The sequence below is a fragment of the Georgenia sp. X1117 genome (assembly GCF_057784635.1).
The window spans coordinates 2,034,328-2,057,505 of record NZ_CM173492.1 but is presented as its reverse complement, the minus strand read 5'-3'; the positions used below and the strand labels follow the sequence as shown (position 1 = coordinate 2,057,505).

General features: G+C 71.1%; 19 protein-coding genes and 3 pseudogenes. 11 read left to right on the top strand and 11 right to left on the bottom strand.

Going from position 1 to position 23,178, the window contains the following annotated elements:
* Window positions 1–21 precede the first annotated feature (21 nt).
* Both AC3D3D_RS09510 and AC3D3D_RS09505 read right to left on the bottom strand, forming a co-directional pair.
* A complete protein-coding gene (locus AC3D3D_RS09510) occupies window positions 22–1,272 on the bottom strand; it encodes a flavin-dependent oxidoreductase (protein ID WP_463663411.1) in 1,251 nt (416 codons plus the stop codon).
* 39 nt (window positions 1,273–1,311) lie between these two features.
* Window positions 1,312–2,286 (bottom strand): ABC transporter substrate-binding protein, encoded by a 975-nt coding sequence (locus AC3D3D_RS09505; RefSeq protein ID WP_488511910.1) that lies wholly within the window; start codon window positions 2,284–2,286, stop codon window positions 1,312–1,314.
* Between the two features lie 112 nt (window positions 2,287–2,398).
* On the opposite strand from AC3D3D_RS09505, the gene AC3D3D_RS09500 reads away from it, so the two are divergent.
* Window positions 2,399–3,097, top strand: a complete 699-nt coding sequence (locus AC3D3D_RS09500) for a GntR family transcriptional regulator (RefSeq protein WP_463663409.1) — start codon at window positions 2,399–2,401, stop codon at window positions 3,095–3,097.
* Between the two features lie 110 nt (window positions 3,098–3,207).
* Here the strand turns inward: AC3D3D_RS09500 and AC3D3D_RS09495 are convergent, their stop codons facing one another.
* From AC3D3D_RS09495 to AC3D3D_RS09485, 3 genes are all read right to left on the bottom strand, one after another.
* Entirely contained in the window at window positions 3,208–4,086 is an 879-nt protein-coding gene (locus tag AC3D3D_RS09495) for a PaaX family transcriptional regulator (RefSeq protein ID WP_463663408.1), read from the bottom strand.
* Between the two features lie 103 nt (window positions 4,087–4,189).
* Entirely contained in the window at window positions 4,190–4,735 is a 546-nt protein-coding gene (locus AC3D3D_RS09490) for a cupin domain-containing protein (RefSeq protein ID WP_463663407.1), read from the bottom strand.
* On the bottom strand, window positions 4,732–5,667 hold the full coding sequence (locus tag AC3D3D_RS09485) for a beta-keto acid cleavage family enzyme (protein WP_488511907.1): 936 nt from the start codon (window positions 5,665–5,667) through the stop codon (window positions 4,732–4,734). The genes AC3D3D_RS09490 and AC3D3D_RS09485 overlap by 4 nt, the downstream gene beginning before the upstream one ends.
* Before the next feature lie 336 nt (window positions 5,668–6,003).
* Between AC3D3D_RS09485 and AC3D3D_RS09480 the strand changes: the two genes are divergently transcribed.
* The 4 genes from AC3D3D_RS09480 to AC3D3D_RS09465 all read left to right on the top strand — a co-directional run bounded on the left by AC3D3D_RS09480 (window position 6,004) and on the right by AC3D3D_RS09465 (window position 9,876).
* A complete protein-coding gene (locus AC3D3D_RS09480) occupies window positions 6,004–6,996 on the top strand; it encodes an ABC transporter substrate-binding protein (RefSeq protein ID WP_463663405.1) in 993 nt (330 codons plus the stop codon).
* Between the two features lie 187 nt (window positions 6,997–7,183).
* Window positions 7,184–7,993, top strand: a complete 810-nt coding sequence (locus AC3D3D_RS09475) for a CoA transferase subunit A (RefSeq protein WP_463663404.1) — start codon at window positions 7,184–7,186, stop codon at window positions 7,991–7,993.
* A 3-nt stretch (window positions 7,994–7,996) separates the two neighbouring features.
* Window positions 7,997–8,653, top strand: coding sequence for a 3-oxoacid CoA-transferase subunit B (locus AC3D3D_RS09470; RefSeq protein WP_463663403.1), 657 nt, complete (start codon window positions 7,997–7,999; stop codon window positions 8,651–8,653).
* Window positions 8,650–9,876 (top strand): acetyl-CoA C-acyltransferase, encoded by a 1,227-nt coding sequence (locus tag AC3D3D_RS09465; RefSeq protein WP_463663402.1) that lies wholly within the window; start codon window positions 8,650–8,652, stop codon window positions 9,874–9,876. The genes AC3D3D_RS09470 and AC3D3D_RS09465 overlap by 4 nt, the downstream gene beginning before the upstream one ends.
* A 152-nt stretch (window positions 9,877–10,028) precedes the next feature.
* On the opposite strand, the gene AC3D3D_RS09460 is transcribed toward AC3D3D_RS09465, so the two are convergent.
* From AC3D3D_RS09460 to AC3D3D_RS09450, 3 genes are all read right to left on the bottom strand, one after another.
* On the bottom strand, window positions 10,029–10,427 hold the full coding sequence (locus AC3D3D_RS09460) for an acyl-CoA thioesterase (RefSeq protein ID WP_463663401.1): 399 nt from the start codon (window positions 10,425–10,427) through the stop codon (window positions 10,029–10,031).
* A gap of 49 nt (window positions 10,428–10,476) precedes the next feature.
* Window positions 10,477–12,051 carry an FAD-dependent monooxygenase gene (locus tag AC3D3D_RS09455; protein ID WP_463663400.1) on the bottom strand — a complete coding sequence of 525 codons (1,575 nt, stop codon included), beginning with the start codon at window positions 12,049–12,051 and terminating at the stop codon, window positions 10,477–10,479.
* 222 nt (window positions 12,052–12,273) lie between these two features.
* The gene (locus tag AC3D3D_RS09450) at window positions 12,274–13,743 is read right to left on the bottom strand and encodes an AI-2E family transporter (RefSeq protein ID WP_463663399.1); all 1,470 of its coding nucleotides are present in this window, start codon (window positions 13,741–13,743) and stop codon (window positions 12,274–12,276) included.
* A gap of 227 nt (window positions 13,744–13,970) precedes the next feature.
* On the opposite strand from AC3D3D_RS09450, the gene AC3D3D_RS09445 reads away from it, so the two are divergent.
* Window positions 13,971–15,935 carry a BCCT family transporter gene (locus AC3D3D_RS09445; RefSeq protein WP_463663398.1) on the top strand — a complete coding sequence of 655 codons (1,965 nt, stop codon included), beginning with the start codon at window positions 13,971–13,973 and terminating at the stop codon, window positions 15,933–15,935.
* Window positions 15,936–16,045: 110 nt separating this feature from the next.
* Window positions 16,046–16,183, top strand: a pseudogene (locus AC3D3D_RS09440) (helix-turn-helix domain-containing protein); the annotation flags it as partial.
* Between the two features lie 31 nt (window positions 16,184–16,214).
* On the opposite strand, the pseudogene AC3D3D_RS09435 reads toward AC3D3D_RS09440, so the two are convergent.
* A pseudogene (locus AC3D3D_RS09435) lies at window positions 16,215–17,401 on the bottom strand (IS3 family transposase).
* Window positions 17,402–17,462: 61 nt separating this feature from the next.
* On the opposite strand from AC3D3D_RS09435, the pseudogene AC3D3D_RS09430 reads away from it, so the two are divergent.
* Window positions 17,463–18,312: pseudogene (locus AC3D3D_RS09430) on the top strand (IS481 family transposase); the annotation flags it as partial.
* A 163-nt stretch (window positions 18,313–18,475) separates the two neighbouring features.
* Here the strand turns inward: AC3D3D_RS09430 and AC3D3D_RS09425 are convergent.
* Complete coding sequence (locus tag AC3D3D_RS09425; RefSeq protein ID WP_463663565.1) at window positions 18,476–19,273, bottom strand: sulfite exporter TauE/SafE family protein; 798 nt, start codon at window positions 19,271–19,273, stop codon at window positions 18,476–18,478.
* Window positions 19,274–19,399: 126 nt separating this feature from the next.
* On the bottom strand, window positions 19,400–21,250 hold the full coding sequence (locus tag AC3D3D_RS09420; protein ID WP_463663566.1) for a thiamine pyrophosphate-binding protein: 1,851 nt from the start codon (window positions 21,248–21,250) through the stop codon (window positions 19,400–19,402).
* Window positions 21,251–21,475: 225 nt separating this feature from the next.
* Here AC3D3D_RS09420 and AC3D3D_RS09415 point away from each other — a divergent pair, with 225 nt between their 5' ends.
* The 3 genes from AC3D3D_RS09415 to AC3D3D_RS09405 all read left to right on the top strand — a co-directional run bounded on the left by AC3D3D_RS09415 (window position 21,476) and on the right by AC3D3D_RS09405 (window position 23,133).
* A complete protein-coding gene (locus AC3D3D_RS09415; protein WP_463663567.1) occupies window positions 21,476–21,874 on the top strand; it encodes a RidA family protein in 399 nt (132 codons plus the stop codon).
* Window positions 21,875–21,939: 65 nt separating this feature from the next.
* Window positions 21,940–22,728, top strand: coding sequence for a cyclase family protein (locus tag AC3D3D_RS09410; protein WP_463663568.1), 789 nt, complete (start codon window positions 21,940–21,942; stop codon window positions 22,726–22,728).
* Window positions 22,729–22,761: 33 nt separating this feature from the next.
* Window positions 22,762–23,133: a thiol-disulfide oxidoreductase DCC family protein gene (locus AC3D3D_RS09405; protein ID WP_463663569.1), complete on the top strand. Its 372-nt coding sequence runs from the start codon at window positions 22,762–22,764 to the stop codon at window positions 23,131–23,133.
* The last annotated feature ends 45 nt before the right edge of the window (window positions 23,134–23,178 follow it).

Here is a 23,178-nt window from a genome sequence, read left to right as displayed (position 1 = left end):
TGGACGGCCGTCCGGGTCGACTCAGACACCGTCTGCGTCCAAGGCAGCGAGGGTCTCCGTGTCGAATCCGGCGATCTTCTTGTAGCGATCGGTGATCTGCGAGAACTCTTCCGGCGCGATCACGTCCTCGATGCGGTCGAACGGCTGGTCGCCCGTCCGTTCGTACACCAACCGAAGCACGGTGTCCGGCGCTGCCTCCCGGTTGGCAAGCACTACCTTCGACGTTGCGGGCAACCGTTCGGCCTCGTACGCGATGAGCGCATCGGCGACGTTCGGATGTGAGTGAAGAGCGTGCGCAAGAGCTGGAGCGTCAAGGATCGCCTGCCCGGCCCCGTTGGAGCCCCGCGGCACCATCGGATGCGCGGCGTCACCCATCAATGTCACTCGCCCGAAGGACCATTTGTCGACCGGTTCTTGGTCGACCATGGGATATTCGAGGACGGTATCCGTTGCGCGGATCATACCGACGACGTCCAACCAGTCGTACGTCCAGCTGTCGAATACATCGATGAAGTCCTCGAGCTGGCCACGAGCGTTCCACGCGCGATCTGTTCGTTGCGGCGCTTCGATCTCCGCCACCCAGTTGATGAGCTGCTTCCCCGGCGTGCTTGTCTCTCGAACGGGGTAGACCACAACCTTTCCGGAGGCCAGCCAACCGATCCGGACGAACGATGCGCCGGTGAGGAAGCTGTCCCATTCGACCGTGCCGCGCCACATCGTGACGCCGGAGTAGCGGGGCTCGCCCTCGTCGGGGTGCAGCTGCCGCCGGATCACGGAGTGCACACCATCGGCACCCACCAACGCGTCACACTCGACGTCGACCGCTTGTCCGTCGGCATCTTGCAGGTGGAGGACGACTGGTCCGCCGTCCCCCCTGTCGGAGAATCCTGTCGCCTGCATCCCCAGCCGAACCGCGCCAGGGCCGAGCCGATCGCGCACCGTCTCGAGCAGCGTCAGCTGGAGGTCGCCCCGGTGGATCGAGAGAGCGGGGTGCGCATACCCCGCATACCGTCCGGTGGGTTCTTCGTGCACCAGCTGTCCGAACCGGTTGAAGAACGCCCACTCCTTGGTCTCGATCGAGCGTCGCTCAAGTTCATCGGCGACGCCCAGGCGTGCCAGGGTACGCACCGCGTGCGGCATGAGGTTGACGCCTGCGCCGATCGGCCGGATCTCGGGCGCCGCCTCGTAGACCACAGGCCGGATGCCGTTCTTCTGCAGCGCGAGGGCGAGGGTCAGTCCCGCCACACCCGCGCCGATGATTGCCACTCGCATGTCGTGAATCTCCAGGTTTGACCGAGATGTAGATTCGATCTAGTTGCGGACAATCGAATCGAGGTCGGCCTCACCGTCGATGATGCCGAACTCGGTCATCAACCCGGCAGTGTGTGCGAGGCCCTCCCTGTCCAGTTCCGCTGAGACCGGCGCAAGGGGAAGTCCGTCCGCAACTTCGGGATCCATGTCGATGAACTCCGGCAGACGATCCCGGACGTCGTCCTGGTGCGCCTGGGCATAGTCGAGAGCCTCGGCCCACGCATCAAGGAACTGGTCGACCACCTCGGGCTCCTCCTGGACCCAGCTGTTGGACGCGAACGTGACAAGGTTGGGAGAACCCATTCCAGCCGTGTTCTCCGGCTCGAGCACGACCTCTCCGCCGTGCTCGAGGACGTCTCCGAGGAAGGGCTGCGAGACGCAGATCATGTCGACGAGCCCGGCGTCCAGTGCGGGCGGCATGTCGGGGAAGCCCATCTCGACGAACTCGACAGCGCCGTCATCGCAACCGTCCAGGCGCACGGACTCGCGAATACTCAGCTCCAGCTGACCACCGAGCGAGTTCACGGCCACCGACCGCCCTTCGAGGTCGCACGCCGATTCCACGCCATGGTTCGCGAGTGCAGCGACGGCGGCGGAGTCGTCCAGTTCCGGACCATCGATCCCGTATCCCGCGATGATCTGAATGGGAATTCCTTGATGGCCGGCCTGGATCGCTGATACCGGGTTCCCGACAGCGACGTCGAGCGACCCCGAGGAGAGCGCTGCCGCTGCCGCGGCGCCTCCGGCATTGGTGGTGATCTCGATCTCGATGCCGTGCTCCTCGAAGATGCCTTCCGCCATAGCGAGGTCGACCGACCCGAAGGTCGCACCGGGATAGACCCCAAGACGGACCGTCTCGAGCTCGCCCGAACCGTCGCCCCCCTCGTCGTCCGTGTCGCCGGCGCCGCAAGCAGCGAGTCCGACGATCGCAACTGCCGGCACGAGGGCTCTCCTGAGCATGGTGGTCCGCATCATTGACTCCTCGTCGTCGAGAGCGCCGCGGGACGCGCGGCTCGCAGAACACTACGGCGCGATAGTCGTCCCGTCAACAGATAATCGATTATTAGTCCTAGGATAGACTGGGGCAATGGCTCGACGTGACGGATCAGAGACGCGCATGCACGCGGCGCACCGAACCTTGCGCTCATGGATCCTCGAGGGGAGCTACGTCCCGGGCGCGCGGCTCGCGCCGGCAGCGATCGCCGCAGAGATGGGCTCCTCGACGACGGTGGTACGCGAGGCCCTTCTGCGGCTGTCGGCTGAAGGATTCGTCCGTGTCGAACCCAACCGGGGGTTCTTCGTTCCCCGGCTCTCGCTCAGCGAGCTCGCGGACCTCACGACGATGCGACGCTACAACGAGGCTCTTGCGGTCGAGATGGCGATCGAGCGCGGGGACCTTGCCTGGGAGTCCGAGGTGGTAGCCGCTCATCACCGGCTCGCCGGCACGCCGCGACGCGGCTCCGAGGACCCTGCGCACATCACGGAGAAGTGGTCGGCCGCGCACCGCGCCTTCCACCGGACGATCGTCGAGGCGTGCGGCTTCGAACCACTCATCACCCTGTGCACGAACCTCGCCGCGCAGACCGAGCTCTACCGGCGATGGGCGGCTCCGTCGCCAACGGCTCAGCAGCGCGACGTCGAGCGGGAGCACGCCGAGATCACCGAGGCAGTGCTCGCCCGGGATACGGAGCGGGCGGCGGCACTGCTCACCGCGCACTACTCCCGCACGGTCGACGTCATCGTCGAGGCGGGGCTGCTGCCCGAGGCGGCGGACGAGAGTGCCTGATCGGCAGCCGCACCGGCAGGTGACACGGACGAGTCGACCTGCCGTGCCGGTCCGGGCATGTGGCAATGGCGCTCGCGCGCCGCGCGGGGAGACCGATGCCTCCCCGCGGGTCAGCCTGCGCTCAGCCCCGTGCGGGCGGCGAGGTGGTTGCCCCACATCGAGGCGGGACGCTCGGCGACCATGCCGGTGACCTCCGTGAAGAACGCGTCGGCAGGCCCGACGATCGGACGGAGCCCATCGTGGAACAGGTCGAAGGCTGCCGTGCCGTGCCACGTCGCCGGCAGCAGCTCGGCCGGCAGGTCGGGGTCGTCGAACGGGAACTTGCGGAACGTCCCCACGAACTCGATGAGCTCGGCCAGCGCCGCCTGCCCATCGGGCGGGTGCGCCCGGAAGGTCGTGACCCGGGGCCGCCAGTCGCGGAGCCACTGCCGGTAGCCGTCGTTGAGCCGGTCGAGGTCCCAGCACTGCCGGGCGATCTGCCGGTCGAGTGCGACCGAGTCCGTGCGTGACATCATCTGGATGATCCGCACGCCGTCGGTGTCGTCGATGCCGAGGTCGAGCGCCATCGCGTCGACCTCCGCGCGCCGGTCCGTGGTGGACATCCAGGTCGACGGCGCCGGGGAACCGAAGCCCTGGAACGTCAGCCGCTTGCGCAGCGACTCCCGCACCGCCCGGCCCGCCTCCGGCACGGAGACGAGGGCGACGTGCCACTCCCCCGACCACGGCTCGGTCCGGCGGGCGAAGATGCGCTCGCGCCCCTCGTCGACGATGGCGTACAGGTGCGGGGTCATCGTGTAGGTGACCTGGCGACCGTCCTTCGTCGAGGTGAACCACCCCTCGGACCGCAGTCGCGTCATCGTCGCCCGCGTCGCGTCGGCCTGGATGTCGAGAGCGCCGAGGAGCTCCGACAGCGGGGACAGCCCGATGGACCCGCCCGCGAACCTCACGAAGTAGCCGACGACGTCGAGGATCACGGAGCGGACACTCATCCGGCAATCCTACGAGCGCCGGGCCGACCGGGGGCGGCATCCGTGCGGGCAGCGGCCCGGCCGGGCGGGCGTCGTCCCCACGCGCCTGGCCGCCTGCCGCACCTCACGAGGCGATCGACCCGCCGATGAGGATGAAGTAGACGATCGCCGGTTCGTCCGAGCGGTTGGACCACGCGTGCCGCGTGCCGCGCTGGACGAGCACGTCGCCCGCGGTCATCAGACGCTCCTCGCCGTCGAGCACCGCGTACACCTCGCCCGAGTGGACGATCGCGTAGTCGATCGACGCCGTGGTGTGCATCATCCGCTCGGCGAAACCCTCGTTGTGGTCCCAGTGGGAGTCCGGCGGGAACTCGAGCACCCGGAACACCGAGCCCTCGGCGGGCGGGGTGATCGTGATGGGCGTGGTGATGCGGTCGACCGGCGGGCCCTCGTTGACCACCGGGGTGGTCTCCTCGCGCCAGAACTCGGTGTGGACGAAGGTCGGCGTGCCGGCCGTGACCTGCCGGTGCGGGCTGAGCTCGTCGACCACGACGACCGACTGCCCGTCGTCGTCGAGGCCCGTGACGAGGCGACGGAACCGGCGCGTCTGCGGCGCAGGCTCGACATGCCCCTCGGTCTTGGGGATGTCCTCCTCGTGGTGCCCGCTCACCAGTTCGCCCCGCGGCCGTCGGCGGGCAGGCCGAGGATCTCGCGCGCCTCGGTGGGCGTGGCCACCTCGTGCCCGAGCTCCTTGATGAGGCGCACGGCGCGCTCGACCAGCTGGAGGTTCGTCGCCTTGACGCCGCGGCTGTAGTAGAGGTTGTCCTCGAGCCCCACGCGGGCGTGGCCGCCCACGAGGATCGCGTGCGCGAGCGCCGGCAGCTGGCTCGGGCCGATGCCGGAGACGCACAGCTCGGAACCCTCGGGGAGCAGGTCGACCATCTGGTTGAGCGCGGTCGGGGTGTAGGGCATCGCGGACTGGAAGCCCTTGTCGCCGCCGGTGACGATGTTGATCCAGAACGGCGCGGCGTCGAACCCGGTGGAGATGAGGCGGGTCGTGTCGCCGAGGATGTGGCCGTGGTTGAAGACCTCCCACTCCGGCTTGATGCCGCGGTCCTTCATCGCGTGCGCGAGCTCGTCGTTCTGCGAGGCCGAGGTGTAGGAGAGGTAGTGGTTGCCGTTGTGGTTGGCGATCGCCGTCCACGCGTCGAAGGTCGCCATCTCGACCCCCTGGGCCTCCAGGCCCTTCATGCGCTCCTCGAGCTTGAGGCGGTACATGCCGGTGTCGGACCACTCCGGCATGTCGCCGGAGATGCCGCCGCCGGTGGAGTTGTTGATGATGATGTCGCTGCCGCGCTCACGGATCTTGGCGTTGATCGCGGAGTAGATGTCCGGGTTGCACGTGGCCAGCCCGTCCTCACGTCGGGCGTGCACCGCCACGATCGAGGCGCCGGCCTCGGTGCAGGCGGCGACGTCGTCCGCGATCTCGTCCGGCGTGACGGGCAGGTGCTCGCTCTGCTCCTTGGTCGCCATGCCGCCGGTCGGGGCGACCGTGAGGATGATCTTCCGTGGCTTCACGTGCTGGGTCATCGTTGATGCCATGACCTGGTACCTCCTGGGTGGGACGGCGCTGTCCGCTGCGATGCGCAGCCTTCGCGTGCGGCGACCGTGGGCCGCATCGGGTCAATCGTGTACCACTCTCATACGATGCGTCAAGGATTCGTCACACAGAAAGACGCCTCGGTCGCGACGGGCTCGCCGCACACGTCTCGGAACCTCGCTTCGGCCCTCTTGCCACAGGCTGACGTCATCCCGGACGCATCGGATCCGACCGAGACCGACTCACATGTGACAACTTCTTGACGTCGACCGCCCTCGACGCACATACTTCTCGACACGGGCGCCGACGAGGGCGCACCGTCCCCCGAGGAGGACCGCATGCGCAGGCTCTACAGCGCCACCGCCGTGGCGGTCGCAGCCGCCCTCACCCTCGCCGCCTGCGGCTCGTCGGGTGACGACGCCACCAGTGCGGAGACGCCCTTCGAGGGCGCCGACGGGCTCACGCCCATCACCGTGCAGGTCATGCCGATCGTCGACACCGCCCCCTTCTACCTGGGACTCGAGCAGGGCATCTTCGAGGAGCACGGGCTCGACGTCACCTACGAGGAGACGAACCAGGGCGGCGCCGTCACCATCCCGGGGGTGACGAGCGGCGAGTACGACTTCGGCTTCTCCAACTCCCCCGCGCTCATCACCGGGGTCTCCAACGGGCTGCCGCTCACCGTCGTGGCCAACGCGTCGAGCTCGAACGGCGAGGCGGACGCCGACACCTCCGGCATCATCGTCGCGCCGGACAGCGACATCACCTCGCCGGCGGACCTCGAGGGCCGCACCGTGGCCGTCAACACGCTCAACTCGATCGGCGACACCTCCGTGCGCGCCACGGTCGACGCCGACGGCGGCGACGGCTCGACGATCGAGTTCGTCGAGCTCGCCTTCCCCGACGCCCCGAACGCCGTGCTCAACGGCCAGGTGGACGCCGCCTGGGTGGTCGAACCCTTCGTCACGATCGCAGCCGGCTCGGGGCTCACCTATCTCACGTCGCCGTACGTCCCGGTCGACCCCGCGCTCAACATCGCCGTCTACTTCACCTCGCAGCAGCTCGCCGAGGAGAACCCCGAGCTCGCGCAGGACTTCGCCGACGCGATGCACGAGGCCCAGGCGTACGCCCAGGAGCACCCGGACGAAGCCCGGGACATCCTCGAGACCTACACCGAGATCCCCGAGGAGGTGCGCTCCGAGGTGGTGCTGCCGGCGTTCCACGACTCGATCACCGCCGAGGAGCTCCAGGTCGTCATCGACATGCTCGCCGACCAGGGCGTGATCCCCGAGGCGCTGTCGGCGCAGGACATGCTGCTGGCCGACGGGTAGGCGCCCGCGCGCGGCGCTCCGAGGTATCACCGCGGCGCCGCCAGGTATCGACGTCGATGATGGCCAGAACGAGACAGGACTGGCACGATCGAGCCAACCTGACGGTCGGTTCAGGTTGGCGGGTCCTCGCGGCGCCCGCCGCCGGGACCACCGGACCGCACGACAACCACGACGAAGGAGTCGATCGATGAGCACGACGACGGCCCGGGGGACGGCCCGGGGTCTGGACAAGGTGGTGGGCTCGGCGCGGGAGGCGGTGGCGGACATCCCCTCCGGCGCGCTGCTGGCGGTGGGCGGGTTCGGCCTGTCGGGCAACCCGGTCGCCCTGATCGACGCGCTGCTGGAGCAGGGTGCGGACGACCTGACGGTGGTGTCGAACAACTGCGGCGTGGACGACTTCGGCCTCGGCGTGCTGCTGGGGGCCGGGCGGTTGCGGAAGATGGTCGCCAGCTACGTCGGGGAGAACAAGTCCTTCGAGCGGCAGTACCTGTCCGGGGAGCTGGAGGTCGAGCTCAACCCGCAGGGCACGCTCGCGGAACGGCTGCGCGCGGGCGGGTCCGGGATCGCGGCGTTCTACACGCCCACGGGCGTGGGGACGCAGTTCGCGCTCGGGGGACTGCCGCAGGTCTACAACGCGGACGGGACGGTGGCGAAGGCGTCCGCGCCGAAGGAGACGCGCACGTTCGTCGTCGACGGCGAGGAGCGATCCTTCGTGCTGGAGGAAGGGATCCGGGCGGACTTCGCCCTGGTGCACGCCCTTGCCGGCGACCGGCACGGGAACCTCGTGTTCAACAAGTCGTCCCGGAACTTCAACCCGCTGGCCGCGATGTCGGCGAGGGTGACGGTGGTCGAGGTCGAGGAGCTGCTCGAGCCGGGCGACATCGATCCCGACGAGATCCACCTGCCGGGGGTGTTCGTGCACCGCATGGTGCACGCGCCGGCCACCGAGGGGTCGAAGCCGATCGAGAAGCGCACCGTGCGCGAGGAAGAGGGCTGAGAGATGGCGTGGAGCAAGGAGCAGATGGCCGCGCGTGCGGCCAGCGAGCTGAGCGACGGCGACTACGTCAACCTGGGGATCGGGCTGCCGACCCTGGTGCCGAACTACCTGCCGGGCGGGGTGGAGCTGAGCTTCCAGTCCGAGAACGGGATCCTCGGGGTGGGGCCCTTCCCCTACGACCACCAGGTCGACCCTGACCTCATCAACGCCGGCAAGCAGACCGTGACGACGGTGCCGGGCGCGGCGTTCTTCGACTCGGCGATGTCGTTCTCCATGATCCGCGGGGAGAAGATCGACGTCGCCATCCTGGGCGGCATGCAGGTCTCCGCCGGCGGCGACCTGGCGAACTGGATGATCCCGGGGAAGATGGTCAAGGGACCCGGCGGCGGCATGGACCTGGTCCAGGGCGCCAAGCGGGTCGTGGTGCTCATGCAGCACACCAACAAGGCCGGCGAGCCCAAGATCCTCACCGCCTGCGACCTGCCGCTGACCGGCACGGGCGTGGTCGACCGGGTCATCACCGACCTCGGCGTCCTGGACGTGACCCCGGACGGGCTCGTGCTGGTCGAGGTCGCCGGCGGCGTCACGGTCGACGACGTCGTGGCCGCCACCGGTGCGGACCTGACCGTGGCCGACGAGCTCGCCGGGGCCCAGAGGTGAGCGCGGCCTCGACGGAGCCCGCCACCGCGGCAGGCGCCGACGACGTCGTCGTCGTCGGAGCCGCCCGCACCCCGTTCGTCCGGTTCAACGGCCAGCTGGCCACCCTGTCCGCCGTCGACCTGGGGGCCCACGCGATCGGGGCGGCGCTCACGCAGGCCGGAGTGTCCGGTGACCGCGTCGACGTGGTGCTTATGGGGCAGGTCCTGCAGGCCGGCGCCGGCCAGAACCCGGCCCGGCAGGCCGCGCTCGCGGCCGGTGTCCACCCCGGAGCCCACGCGACGACGATCAACAAGGTCTGCCTGTCCTCCCTGGCCGCGATCACGGACGCCGCCCGGGTGCTGCGCCTGGGCGAGGCCGACGTCGTCGTCGCCGGCGGCCAGGAGTCCATGTCCCAGGCACCCCACCTGCTCGGTGGCACCCGCAAGGGATGGGCCTACGGGGACCGCACCGCGGTCGACCACCTCGCCCACGACGGCCTGACCGACGCCCGGTCCGGCAACGCGATGGGCCTGGACACCGACAACTACACCACCGCCGACCACCCGGGCCTGACGCGCGAGCAGCAGGACACCGTCGCCGCGGCCTCGCACCAGCGGGCCGCCGCCGCCCAGGCGGCCGGCAGGTTCCACGCCGAGATCGCCCCCGTCACCGTCACCTCGCGCAAGGGCGAGACCGTCGTCGACACCGACGACGGCCTGCGCGCGGACACCACGCCTGAGTCCCTGGCGAGGCTGCGGCCCGCGTTCCGCACGGACGGGTCGGTCACCGCCGGCAACGCCTCGCAGATCAGCGACGGCGCCGCCGCGCTCGTCCTGACCCGCCGGTCCGTCGCCGAGGAGAACGGGTGGGAGGTGCTCGCCACCGTGCGCGCAGCCGGGCAGGTCGCCGGACCGGACACCTCCCTGCACGACCAGCCCGGCAACGCCGCCGCCACCGCCCTGCAGCGCCAGGGCTGGGAGACCGCCGACCTCACCCACATCGAGATCAACGAGGCCTTCGCCGCCGTCTCGATCGCCAGCGCCGCCGTGCTCGGCATCGACCCCGGGGACGCGCGCCTCAACCCCGACGGCGGCGCCATCGCCCTGGGCCACCCCATCGGTGCCTCCGGGGCCAGGCTCGCCGCGCACGCCGCGCACCGGCTCCACGCCGACGGCACCGGACGCGCCGCCGTCGCCCTGTGCGGCGGCGGCGGACAGGGCGACGCCCTCCTCCTCGAGGCCTGACCCCCTCGCGGGCAGCGTCCCGCACCGACGACGAGCGGCCCCGGACACCATGTCCGGGGCCGCTCGTGCGTGGTGACGAGTTCTCGTCCGCACCCGCCGCACCGCCGGCCGCGCCGCCCGTCGATCGGGCGGCGCCGCTCAGTCGGAGCTGCTCACTCGGCGCCGCTTGTCTCGTCGAGCTCGAGCGCCGAACGCAGGGCGGCCGGGAGGGGCGCCGGCCGTCCGGAGGCGTCGACGTGCACCGCCACGTGCTCGCCCTCGATGCACACGGCGTCACCGCTGGAGATCGTCCAAGAGTACCCGACGGAGGAGGTGCCCAGGTGAGCGACCGTGAGCTCGACGTCGACCGGGTCCCGGTGCGCCAGAGGGCGGTGGAAGGTCGCGGAGACCTTGCGCCGCGGGAACCCCTCGACGCCCATGCCCGGGTCCACCAGCTCGTAGAGCGAGTGCTCGGCGGCCTCCGCCCAGCGGAGCACCGCGGTGTTGTGGATCCGGGTGCTGGCATCGGTGTCGACCCATCTCACGGTCGTGCGGTACCGGTGGCTGCGCATGTCTCTCCTCGGGTGCCTCGGGGCGGGTCCGCGGCGCGGCCCCGCACGGTCAGGAACTGCTCGCCTGTGCGGCCGCGTCGGCGCGGCCGGCCAGGACGTGGGTGAGCGCGGCGTCCTCGTCCGCGACGCCGCCGACGACGACGGGCGTGCCGCCGCCGAACCTCAGGTCCTCGGCGACCAGGCGCACGGGGAGGGCGGCGGGGCCGTCCACGAGGAACGCGGCCGCCGACCTGCCTCGCTCCCGCGCGTCGGCGACAACGGCGGGGACGGCGGACTCGTCGTCGGGCACGTCCACGGCGAGCACCCACGGCCGGGCGTCGCCGTCGGGCGGGGCCTGCTCGCGCACCGGGAGTGTGAGGCCCTCCGCCGAGAGCGTGGCGCCCGCGGGGTCGTGGACGAGCAGGCGGCCGGGCACGGTGGTCCCGGCGAGCTCGAGCGGGGTGTCGAGCGGGCCGTGCCCCTCGTGCCGCGCCCGCCAGTCGGCGATCGAGCGTTCGACGAAGTCCTCGGCCCGGCGTCGCATCCGGCCGGCGGACATCACGCGCGCCATGAAGTGGAAGGTCAGCTGCGCGGCCGTGAGCTGCTCGTGGTAGAGCCCGAACCGCTCCCACCAGGACAACGAGGGCCGGGCCGACGCCTGGATCCGCTCGACGGCGGGGCGGGCGGCGGCCTCGTACGCGGCGAAGGCGGCGCTGTGGTCGTCGCCGTGCGCATCGAGCGCGTCCACGAGCGCGATCGCGTCCTCCATCGCCATCTTCGTCCCGGAGCCGACGGAGAAGTGCGCGGTGTGGACGGCGTCGCCGAGGAGGACGACGTTGCCGGCGGACCACGCGCGCGCCCGCCGCGTGCGGAAGCTGGCCCAGCGCGAGTTGTTGACGACGAGCGGGTTACCGTCGATCTGGTCGGCGAATAGCTCCTCGAGGAAGGCCCGGGAACGCTCGTCGCTCGGACCGGGGGGCGCGGAGACGTCGAAGGCGTCGAGGCCGGCCCGCCGCCAGGTGTCCTCGTCGGTCTCGACGAGGAACGTGGAGAGCCCGGGGGCGATCGGGTACCCGTGCGCGGCGAACAACCCGTGCTCCGAGGGCTCGTGGACGAACGTCAGCCCGTCGAACTCGTAGGTGGTCCCGAACCAGATGAACCGGGCCGACGCCTCCTCGTACGCGGGTCCGATCTCGGGCTCGAACTCGGCCCGTACCCGTGAGTTCGCGCCATCGGCGGCGACGACGAGGTCGTACCCGCCGAGATCGGCCAGCAACGACACCGCGGACTCGAAGCGCAGCTCGACGCCCTCCGCCCGCGCCCGCTCCTGCAGGGAGAGCAGCAGCTGCCGGCGGGGGATCGCCGACATGCCGTTCCCGGGGATCCGGTGCCGCTCACCCTTGGCCCGGACCTCGATCTCGTCCCAGCTCCTGCCGTGCCGCGTCAGCGCGTCGCGCAGGACCGGGTCGACGGCGTCGATGCCCGCGAGCGTCGCGTCGGAGAACACGACCCCGAAGCCGAAGGTGTCGTCGGCCCGGTTGCGCTCGTGCACGACCACCCGGTCCTCGGGGTGCCGGCTCCGGTGGAGCAGGGCGAACAGCAGGCCTCCCGGCCCACCACCGACGACCGCGATCGTGCGTGCCATGTGAGCGCTCCCTCTGGTCGACCGATACCACCGAAGTGTGTATCATTTTTACGTAGGTCGTCAAGAATCTGACACAGATGGGCGTTCTGCGGTGAAATGTGTGGGTTCTTTCGGGGTCACTCCGACGCGGCCACGCGGATACTCGTCCTACTGGCGGCCGGCGGGCCTCTCGGTCGCCACCTCGTCCGTCGACACCTCGTCGGTCGAACCCAGCTCCTCGCCCTAGCGCAGCGAGCGCCGCATGAGTGCGTAGCGCCGGCGCTGGCTGTCGGTCGCCTTGGCCGCGGCGCGGCTCCTCGGGCTCAGCGGGTCCTTGCCCAGGACCGGGTCCTCGCCGGCCTGGTAGCGGTCGGTCCAGATCTGCACGAGCGTCCAGCCCACGGCCGTGTAGGGCACGGCGAGCACGGCGCCGACGATGCCGCCGACGAGGGTGCCGATGGTCAGGGCGAGCAGGACGATGAGCGCGTGCAGGGACAGGGTCCGCCCCATGACCACCGGCTGGAGGAAGTTGCCCTCGACCTGGTTGACCACGACCACGATCGCCACGACGATCAGCGCGTCGACGAGCCCGTTGGCCACGAGCGCCACGAGCGCGGCGAGGATGCCGGTGGCCGTCGCACCGACGATCGGGATGAACGCGCCGATGAAGACGAGCACGGCCAGCGGCAGCGCGAGCGGCACCCCGACGACGGCCAGACCGATACCGATGAGGATCGCGTCGACCGCGGCCACCGTGGCGGTGCCGCGCACGTAGCCGCCGAGGACCTCCGCGGACCGGTCGACCGACTCGGCGAGCTTGGCGCGCGTGGGGCCGCGGAACCACCGCAGGGAGAAGTTGACGATGCTCGGGCCGTCCTTGAGCAGGAAGAACAGCACGACGACCATAAGCACGAGGCCGGTGACGAACTGGGTCGCGGCGGACAGGCCGCTCAACGTGCTGGTGGCCAGACCGCTCGCGGCACCCCCGCTGGTCAGGGCGCCCCCGATCTGCGAGACGACGTCGTCGAGCATGCTCGTGTCCACCGGCAACGGGCCGGAGTCCAGCCAGGCCTGGAACGACTGCCAGCCCTCCGCCGCGGACTCGGCGAGCTCGTCCCACTCGGCACGGATGGCGAGGACCACGCCGGTGATCACCCCGCCGAGCACGAGGAGGATGCCGACGAAGGCCGCGGCGGTGGCGAGGATCTGGGACCACCCCTTGCCGACGAGCCAGCGCACGGACGGGGCGACGGCTGCCGCGAGGATGAGCGCGACCAGGATCGTGATGACCACCAGGCTGACCTGCAGCAGCAGCCAGATCGCGCCGGCGGCGACGGCGGCGATGAGCAGGACCTGGGCCGCCCGCGACCCGATCCGACCCATGACGTCCGACCAGGGCCCGGGGTCGTCGTCGGTGGTGCGCCCCGGACGGTCGCCGCTCGGCCGCCCGGGCCCGGCGGGCGTGGCCGACGGCCGATCCTCGTCGGCCGGCGCGGTGCCGTCACCGGGCGCGGCCGGGGAGCCCGGCGCAGAGGGGCCGTCGGTCACGGAGTCGGTCACGGAGTCGGCCGCGGCATCGGCTGCGGCCGGGGTGCCGGCCGCGGCGGCGTCATCCGGCGCTGCTGCGCCGTCCGATCGCGGCGGCGCGCCCTCGGGCGCCTCGCTCTCGGGTGCGTGGCCCTGACCGGCGGCGGAGGAGTCGGAGGAGGTCATGCTGGTCCAAGGTTCTCGGCGGAGGAGCGGGTCTCGTCACCATAAGGGAGGCCGCCCGGTCGCGCCCGGCACGCCGTCGTCCGGTTGCCCACCACCCGTCCGGAGCCCGTACGGGGCCCGGCCGTCCGCACCTTCGCAGGGCCCTCGACCTGGGGCAGCACTTGCGCGAGCCGCGTCCCGTGCACAACGGTGGTGGACCCGACCACAGGCGACGAGACGGACATCACGTGACCACGAACGATCCCCGCACACCGCACGGCCAGGACCCGGCCGCGCCCTCGGACGTCCCCGGGGAGGGGGCCACGACGACCGCAGCGACGACGACCGACGACGGCACGGCGGACAGCACCCGCGTCGACGGCGGCAACGGGGCCATCCACCTGCCCGGCTACGAGGACCTGCCCGAGACGGTCCACCTCCCCCAGGAGGTGCACGTCGGCGACGACGACTCCGACGACGAGATCGCCGACAAGCTCCGCGCGCACGGCGTCCGCCTGGGCTGGGGCAACGTCGCGCCACGGGTCTTCTACCCCGCGCTCATCGTGGTCGTGGTGGTCTGCGCGATCGCCATCGCCTTCCCGTCCTTCACCGACACCACGTTCACCGGCATCCAGTCCTGGATCACCGAGAACCTCAGCTGGTACTACATGCTGGCCGTCGGCGCCTTCGTCGTCGTCGCGATCGGCATCGGCGCCTCCCGGCTCGGCAACATCCCGCTCGGTCGCGACGGTGAGAAGCCCGAGTTCGGGGTGCTGTCCTGGTTCGCCATGCTCTTCGCCGCCGGCATGGGCATCGGCCTTGTCTTCTACGGCGTCGGCGAGCCGCTGACCTTCGCGACGGCGGAGCCCAAGCCCGGCTGGTCGGGTGACGAGGCCACGATGGGCGCGAACGCGATGGCCCAGACCTACCTGCACTGGGGCCTGCACCCCTGGGCCATCTACGCGATCATCGGCCTGGCGCTGTCCTACGCCATCCACCGCCGCGGACGACCCGTGTCCATCCGCTGGGCCCTCGAGCCGATCTTCGGCGACCGGGTCAAGGGGTGGACCGGCGACCTCATCGACATCCTCGCCATCTTCGGCACGGTGTTCGGCGTCGCGACCTCGCTCGGCCTGGGGGTCGGGCAGATCTCGGCGGGCATGGCCGAGATCGGCATCGTCGACACGGTCGACAACACGCTGCTCGTCATCCTCATCGTCGTCATCACCCTCTTGGCGATGATCTCGGTGGTCAGCGGCCTCGGCGCCGGCATCAAGATCCTGTCCAACGCCAACCTCTCGCTGGCGGGCATCCTGCTCATCAGCCTGCTGCTGCTCGGTCCCACGGTGTTCCTCCTGCAGAACTTCGTCGAGTCCCTCGGCGCGTATCTCGCCGGCGTCATCGGGATGACCTTCGACGTCGGGGCCTACTACCGGGGCGAGGGCGCGAGCACCTGGTACAGCGACTGGACGATCTTCTACTGGGGCTGGTGGATCTCCTGGTCGCCGTTCGTCGGCGTGTTCATCGCCCGCATCTCCCGCGGGCGCACCGTCCGCCAGTTCATCGCCGGCGTCCTGCTCGTGCCCACGATCGTCGGCTTCTTCTGGTTCGCCGTGCTCGGCGGCACCGGTCTGTACCGGCAGTTCTTCGGGGAGGGGGACCTCGTCGTCGACGGCGAGGTCGACGTCGAGGCCGCCCTGTTCCGGGTGCTCGGCGATCTGCCGGCCGGGGAGGTCTTCTCGATCGCCGGCATCCTGCTCATCGCGATCTTCTTCATCACCTCCTCCGACTCGGGCTCCCTGGTCGTGGACATGCTCGCCTCCGGCGGCCACCCGAACCCGCCGGTGTGGTCGCGGGTGCTGTGGACAGTCGTCGAGGGGACCGTCGCCGCAGCCCTGCTGCTCGCCGGCGGGCTCGGTGCCCTCCAGGCGGCCGCACTGGCGACGGCGCTGCCGTTCTCCATCGTCCTGCTGCTCATGTGCTGGGCGAACATCCGGGCGCTCAGCGTCGACACCCGGATCATCGAGCGGGAGGAGCTCCTCCGGCGGATGAAGGCCGCCAGCGAGATGACGGCCTCGTCCCTCGAGCGATACCCGGAGGTCGAGCACTACGTCGACACGCGGATCGACTACCGGCTCTCCCGCAGCCGCGGGCTGTTCAGCCGCTCGGAGAACCGCGCGGAGCGCACCCGCCGCAGCAAGACCGAGGACTAGTTGTTCTGTCCACGGACGTTAGGTACGGCGTGGCTGCTAGACGATGACGAAGACCTCCGGGTGAGGTGTGAAGCGACCAAGCATTCGCATCTCACAAACCGGAGGCCTTCGTGTCCCACGCTAACGCTCGATTAACCCCTGCTGGTCGGTTGCGACTGGCCCAGCTCGTCGTTGACAAGGGATGGACGCTGGCCCGTGCTGCCGAGCGGTGGAACTGCTCGGTGACCACGGCCAGGAGGTGGGCCGATGGGTCTGCTGAAGGTTCTGTTGACTTCGGGGTTAGGCCGCTAGTGTGACGGCCTGGTGGTGGGCGAGTTCGTATTCAATCGGAGTGAGCTTGCCGAGTCGACGTTGCCGTCGGCGACGGTGGTAGGTCCGCTCGATCCAGTGCACGATCGCGAGTCGGAGCTCGTCGCGGGTGGCCCATCGCTTCCGGTCGAGCACGTTGTTCTGCAGCGTGGCGAAGAAGCTCTCCATCGCCGCGTTGTCCCCGGCAGCCCCCACCCGCCCCATGGAACCGACAAGACCGCGATGCTTGAGAGCGAGCTGAAACTTCCGGGAACGGAATTGCGACCCTCTGTCGCTGTGGACGATGCAGCCAGCCACCGCGGCTGCTCCATGGCGGCGTGCGACCGCGTCCTGCACGGCTGCTACGGCCAGGTCCGATGTCATGCGGGCGTCGATGGCGTAGCCGACGATCCTGCCCGAGCAGGCGTCCTTGACAGCGCACAGGTAGACCTTGCCCTCACCGGTGCGGTGCTCGGTGATATCGGTCAACCACTTGGCATTGACGCTCTCGGCGGTGAAGTCCCGCTCGAGCAGGTCATCGCATACCGGTGGGCCGGGTCGGCCGTAGCGCTTCTTTCGTCGGACGGTGGCAGAGAAGAGCCGCTGCTGGGAGCACAGCCGCCATACGCGCCGCTCCGAGACCACGTGACCGGCGGCCTGGAGCTCGTCGGCGATGAACCGGTGCCCGAACTCCGGATCGTCGGCGTGGATGTCATAGGCCGCATTGAGCAGATAGGCCTCGTCGATGTCCCGAGCACTGACAGGGTTCGCGCGCCACTGGTAGAACCCCTGCTTGGAGAAGCCGAGTACCCGACAGGTCACCGCGACCGGGATCCCGGCAGCAGCAAGGTCAAGGACCAGCGGGTAGATCATTTTGGGCGCGACTGCCCAGGGGCGAGGTTGGCCTGCGAGAGATACGCGGTCGCCTTGCGCAGGATCTCGTTCTCCTGCTCCAGTTCCCGGATCCGTTTCAGCATCCTCGTCTGCTCGCCACCGTCCCCGGCGCTCTGCCCGTGAGCGGGCTCGAAGCCGCGTTCTCGCAGGCGAGACTCGTTGACCCAGGCCTGCAGCGCCGACTTCGACATCCCCAGGTCTTGGCACACCTGCTTCTGAGTCATTCCCTGATCCAGCAGCTCCAGCGCGCTGGCCTTGAGCTCTTCTGAGTAGATCTTCGGCACGAGGACCATCCTCTCCGCTTCGCAGAGCAGTCAGGAAGTCAACCAGACCTTCAGCAGACCCGATCGGTACCTGGCCGAGGGCCGCGCCGGCTTGGTAGATCGATCCTCCCGGCCGGCTCTCTCGCCCCATCGGACCGCGACCCGTGTCGAGCGGCGCGTGATCGGGCTGCGGGTCTCGCGGCGCTGGGGGCCGGCTCGGATCGCCTACCGATTGCGGATGGCGGTTTCCACGGTGCACAAGATCCTGCGCCGCTACGCCTGCCCGCCGCTGGCCTGGACCGACCCGGCCACCGGGGTCCGGGGTCCGGATCAAGTGGTCCCGGCGCAAGGTCAACAGCTATGTCCACGACGCGCCCGGCGACCTGGTCCATGTCGACATCAAGAAGCTCGGCAAGATCCCCGACGGCGGCGGCCACAGGGTGCTGGGCAGGGCAGTCGGACGGAAGAACACCAAGCGCGGCAAGATCGGCTACTGGTACATCCACAACGCCGTCGACGACCACAGCCGGCTCGGCTACAGCGAGCTGCTCACCGACGAACGCAAGGAGACCGCCGCCGCATTCTGGCAGCGTGCCAACGCCTACTTCGCCTCGGTCGGGGTCACCGTCCAGCGGGTACTGACCGACAACGGCGCCTGCTACCGCTCCCGGACCTTCGCCAACGCCCTCGGCGAGACCATCGCGCACAAACGAACCCGGCCCTACCGCCCCCAGACCAACGGGAAGGTGGAGAGGTTCAACCGCACCCTCCTCGAGGAATGGGCCTACGTCAGGCCCTACTCCTCCGAGTCAGACCGTGCTGGAAGCTTCACCGACTGGCTCCACACCTACAATCACCACCGCGGTCACACCGCACTCGGCGGCAGATCACCAGCCGACCTCGTACCCAACCTGCGTGGACACAACAACTAGTCACCGCACGGGACCGATGACGTTGCGCCCGGGGCAGGTGGTCGACCTGCCCCGGGCGCGACGTCTCGGGTCCGCAGATCTCGGGCCCGCGGCGCTCGGATCCGCTGGGATCGGGTCCGCAGGTCGAGGGGCCCCATCCGGTCCGGCCGTGGCCCGCCTCAGGTCAGACCAGCTCGCGCACCAGCGCGAACAGCGCGACGACGATGATGATCGCGCGCAGCACCGCCGACGGGAGCCGCTTGGCGACGTCCGCCCCCAGGTACCCGCCGATGCCCGAACCGAGGGCGATTGCCAGCGAGGCCACCCACACCACCTCGGCGTGACCGAGGAAGAAGGCGCCCGTGTACAGCACGGCGGCGGTGAGGTTGACGATCGCGCCGAGGAGGTTCTTCACGCCGTTGACCTGCCGCATCGGGCGCCCGGTGAACGCCCCGAGCAGCCCCATGTAGAGGATCCCCTGGGCGGCGGTGAAGTAGCCGCCGTAGATCGCGGCGCCGAACAGGGACGCCCGCAGTCCCGCGCCCCGGTAGGGATGGGCGTCGGGGGAGGCGAGACCCGCCGCGACCCGCCGTTCGCGCCGGCGGGCCAGCAGGCCGACGAACCAGGGCTGGAGGGCGACGAGCAGGATCGCGACGACGATGAGCACCGGCACCACCACGCGCAGGGCACCGGGCGGGGACAGCAGCAGCGCCACCGAGCCCAGGGCGGCGCCGACCGCGGCCGAGACCATGAGGGGGCCGATCTCGTGGCGCTCGGCGCGCAGGTCGTCCCGGTAGCGCACCGTGCCCCCGACGGCGGAGAACAGGATCCCGATCGCGTTCGTCATCAGCGCCGTCGCCGGGGACAGGCCCAGCGCGAGCAGCACCGGCAGGGTGACGAGCGAGCCCGAGCCCACCGCCCCGTTGATGGCACCGGCGCCGACGGCGGCCAGGGCGAGCAGGGCGAGCTCGGTCAGCTCCATGGATCCTCCGGGTCGGCGAGGACACGGGCTGAGCGTCCGGTCCGCCCGACACCGTAGCCCTCGCCGGGAGGTCGCGCGCCAGCGGGCCGGGGGGCGAACGGGCATGCGTCCGGGCGCATGCCCGGGTCAGTGGCCGCGGAAGGCCTCCTGGAGCCACCAGGACCCGCCGTCGGAGGTGATCTTCGCGTCGACGACGAGCGGGCGGTCCCGCTCCCCCGCCAGCCAGGTACGCACGGCGTCGAGGTCCTCCCGGGTGCGCACGGTGACGCCGTCTGCGGCGTAGCCGCGGGCGATCGCCGCCAGGTCCACCTCGGGGAAGGTGACGGTGGACAGGTCGGCACCGGTGGGCGCCCCCTCGGCGTCGACGCCGAAGTGGTGGACCTCCGCGCCGTAGGCGGCGTCGTCGTAGACCACGCACACCAGCGGCAGGCCGAGCCGGACGGCGGTCTCCAGCTCGGAGATCGCCATGAGGAAGCCGCCGTCGCCGGTGCCCAGGACCGGCAGGCGGTCGGGTCGGGCGAGGGCGGCGCCGATGGCCGTGCCCAGCCCCAGGCCGATCGACTGGAAGGCCTGGGTGAAGCAGAAGCCGTTCTCGTCGGGCACGGACAGGTACTGGCTGGGGTAGCCCATGAAGTTGCCGGAGTCGATGGACACGACCCGCTGGGCCGGGAGGAGGTCGTCCAGTGCGGCGGTGAGGGTGCGCGGGTCGATCCGCTCGCCGGTGGAGGCGTCGTCGTGGGGGACGTCGCGCCAGCGGGCGCCGGCGGCGATCCGCCCGCGCACCTCCGCGGTGCGGTAACCGGGGCCGGTGCGCCGGTCGGGGGCGGGCCGGCCGGTCCCGACATCTCCGGGTCCGGCGTCGCCGGTCCCGGCGTCGACGGTTCCGGCCGCGCGCCGGTCGAGCTCGGCGGTGACCGCACGGGCGGTCTCGGCGCAGTCCCCGAGGACGCCGAGGTCGACCGGCCGGTTCGCCCCCAGCGCCTCGTCCTCGACGTCGACCTGGACGACGGTGGCGTCCGGGCCGATGAGGCGGCCGTGGCGCATCGTCCACATGTTGAGGGTGCAGCCCAGCCCGACGACGAGGTCCGCCCCCGCGACGAGCTCCGCCGTCGTCGGGGAGGAGAAGCCGCCGGAGATGCCCAGGTCGAAGGGGTCGCCGTGGAAGAGACCCTTGGCGACGGCGGAGGTCGCCAGCAGCGCGCCGGAGCGCTCGGCGAGCGCGCGGATCTCCGGGCCGGCAGCGCGGGCACCGCGGCCGGCGACGAGGACGGGCCGCTCGGCGCGCTCGAGCAGGTCGGCGAGCCGATCGACCGCCTCGGCGGTCGGTCGCACGGTGCGGGTGGGCGGCAGGTCGAGCAGCCGGGCGTCGACGGCGGGAGCGGGCTGAGCCTGGACGTCGAGCGGCAGGTTGAGCACCACGGTGCGCCGCTGGTCGCGGGCGGTGCGGAAGGCCCGGACGACGTCGGCCAGGGCGCTGCCCGCGCCGTGCACGCGCTCGCTGACGGCTCCGCCGGCGCGGGCGAGCCCGGGCTGGTCGACGGCGAAGTTCGACCGCACGGCCGCGCCCGCGGTCTCGGCGGCGAGCACGATCATCGGGGTGCGCGACTTGGCGGCCTCGACGATCCCGGTCAGGGCGTTCGTCAGTCCGCAGCCCTGGTGGACGGAGACCAGGGCGACGCGTCCGGACATGCGCGCGTGGGCGTCGGCCATGACGGCGGCGCCGCCCTCGTGCCGCGCGGCCGTGAACGGCACGCCGTGGGCGCGCAGGGCCGCGGTGACGTGGAAGTTCCCCGAGCCGACGACGCCGAAGCAGTGGCCCACCCCCAGCCGGGCCAGCGCCCAGCCGACGAGGTCGGCGACGGTCGCGCCGTCGGGCAACCCGGCCGGTGCAGGTGTCTCGGTCGATGCGGGCGCGGCGTCGGCGCCCGGTCGCACCGCAGCGTCCACCTGTCGGCCCCCGGCCACGTCCTCGGTCATCGCGCACCTCTCGTCGTCGGATCCGTACCGCCCGAGTGAGACGGGGCTCCGCGCCACCGCCTGCCGCTCTATGGTGTCGCACAACACATCGCGCGGCGCCGCTGTCTGGGGGGGCGGACAGGTGACGGCCGGTCGACGTCGACCGGCGATCCCCCCGGTCACGCGGCGTGGACCGCCCCCGACCGCCATCCACCCACGACCCCTCACCCCCCGGAGGAGAGAACCATGTCCGAGGAGCGCGAGCTCGTCGACCCCGCCGAGCTGCACCCGGCGCCCGGTTTCAGCCACGTCGCCATCGCCCCGCCCGGCCGCACGGTGTACATCGCCGGCCAGGCGGCGCTGGGTCCGGACCTCGAGGTCCTCGGCGGGGAGGACCTGCACGAGCAGACCGTCCACGCCATGCGCAACCTGGAGATCGCGCTGGCCTCGGTCGGCGGTGGTTTCGAGCACGTCGTTCGCCGCACGGTCTACACCACCCGACCGACCGAGTTCGCCACGCTCACCGCCGCCATCGAGGAGGTCCAGGGCAGCGAGCAGCACCCGGCCCAGTCGATCATCGGCGTGACCGGGCTGGCCGTACCGGGCATGCTCGTCGAGATCGAGGCCACCGCCGTCGTGCCCTGACGGGCCACCACGTCCCACGCCACCGCCCGCACCACCGACCGCACCGCCTCCCCAAGGAGACCACCGTGACCGCACCGCAGCAGCCGTCCGTCCTTTCCGCGCTCACCGCCGCGCTGAGCTCGGGGGCGGTGGAGACGATCGACCTCACCGCCCCGCTGACCGCGCAGACCCCGGTCCTCGAGCTGCCCGAGCAGTTCGGCCAGACCGCGCCCTTCGAGCTGGAGGAGATCAGCCGGTACGACGACCGCGGGCCCGCCTGGTACTGGAACAACTTCCGCACCGGCGAGCACACCGGCACCCACTTCGACGCGCCCAACCACTGGGTCAGCGGCAAGGACGGCGACGACATCTCGTCGGTCCCGCTGCGCGCCTTCGTCGCGCCGGCCGTCGTCCTCGACATCACCGCCGAGGTCGAGGCGGACCCGGGCTACATCCTCGACGTCGACCGGGTGCAGGCCTTCGCCGAGGAGATCGGCTCCCTGCCCGACGGCGGGTGGCTGCTCGTGCGATCGGGCTGGTCGGCACGGATCACCCAGGAGGAGATGATCAACCGCACCGACTCCGGGCCGACGAGCCCCGGACTGTCCTCGGCCGCCGCCCGCTGGGTCGCCGAGGAGACGCCGCTGCAGGGGCTCGGCGTGGAGACGGTGGGGACCGACGCCGGTGCCGCCGCCGGGTTCGACCCGCTCTTCCCCTGCCACCACTTCTTCCTCGGCGCGGGCAAGTACGGGCTGGCCCAGCTGCAGAACCTCGACCGGCTCCCGACGACCGGGGCGCTCATCCTCACCGCGCCGCTGAAGATCGTCGGAGGGTCCGGCTCGCCGGTGCGCGTCCTCGCGCTCGTCGAGCGCTGAGCGGCCGCCGGGACCCCCGGGTAGCGTGGGGGCATGCCCGACGGCCATCTGCTCTACGACGGCGACTGCGGCGTGTGCACGCGCCTGGCCCTGTGGCTCGCCCGCCGCGGCATGACCTGCGGCATCGCGCCGATGCGACCGGGGCACCTCGCCGCGCTCGGGGTCGACGCCGATCGCGCGACCCGGGAGATCCCGTTCGTCCTCCCGTCCGGCGAGGTCAGATACGGGGCACGGGCGATCGCCGCCGCCCTCCGCACGGGTCCGGCGTGGCTGCGGGTGGCGGGTGCCGTGCTCGACGCGCGGCCGGTGCGGCCGCTCGCGGTCGCGCTCTACGGCGTCGTCGCCCGGAACCGCGGCCGGCTGCCGGGTCGCACCGATGCGTGCGCGGTACCGACCGCTCCATGAGCAGTTCGCGGCTGTTGCCGCGGAACGCGGAGACCAGGCCGCAAG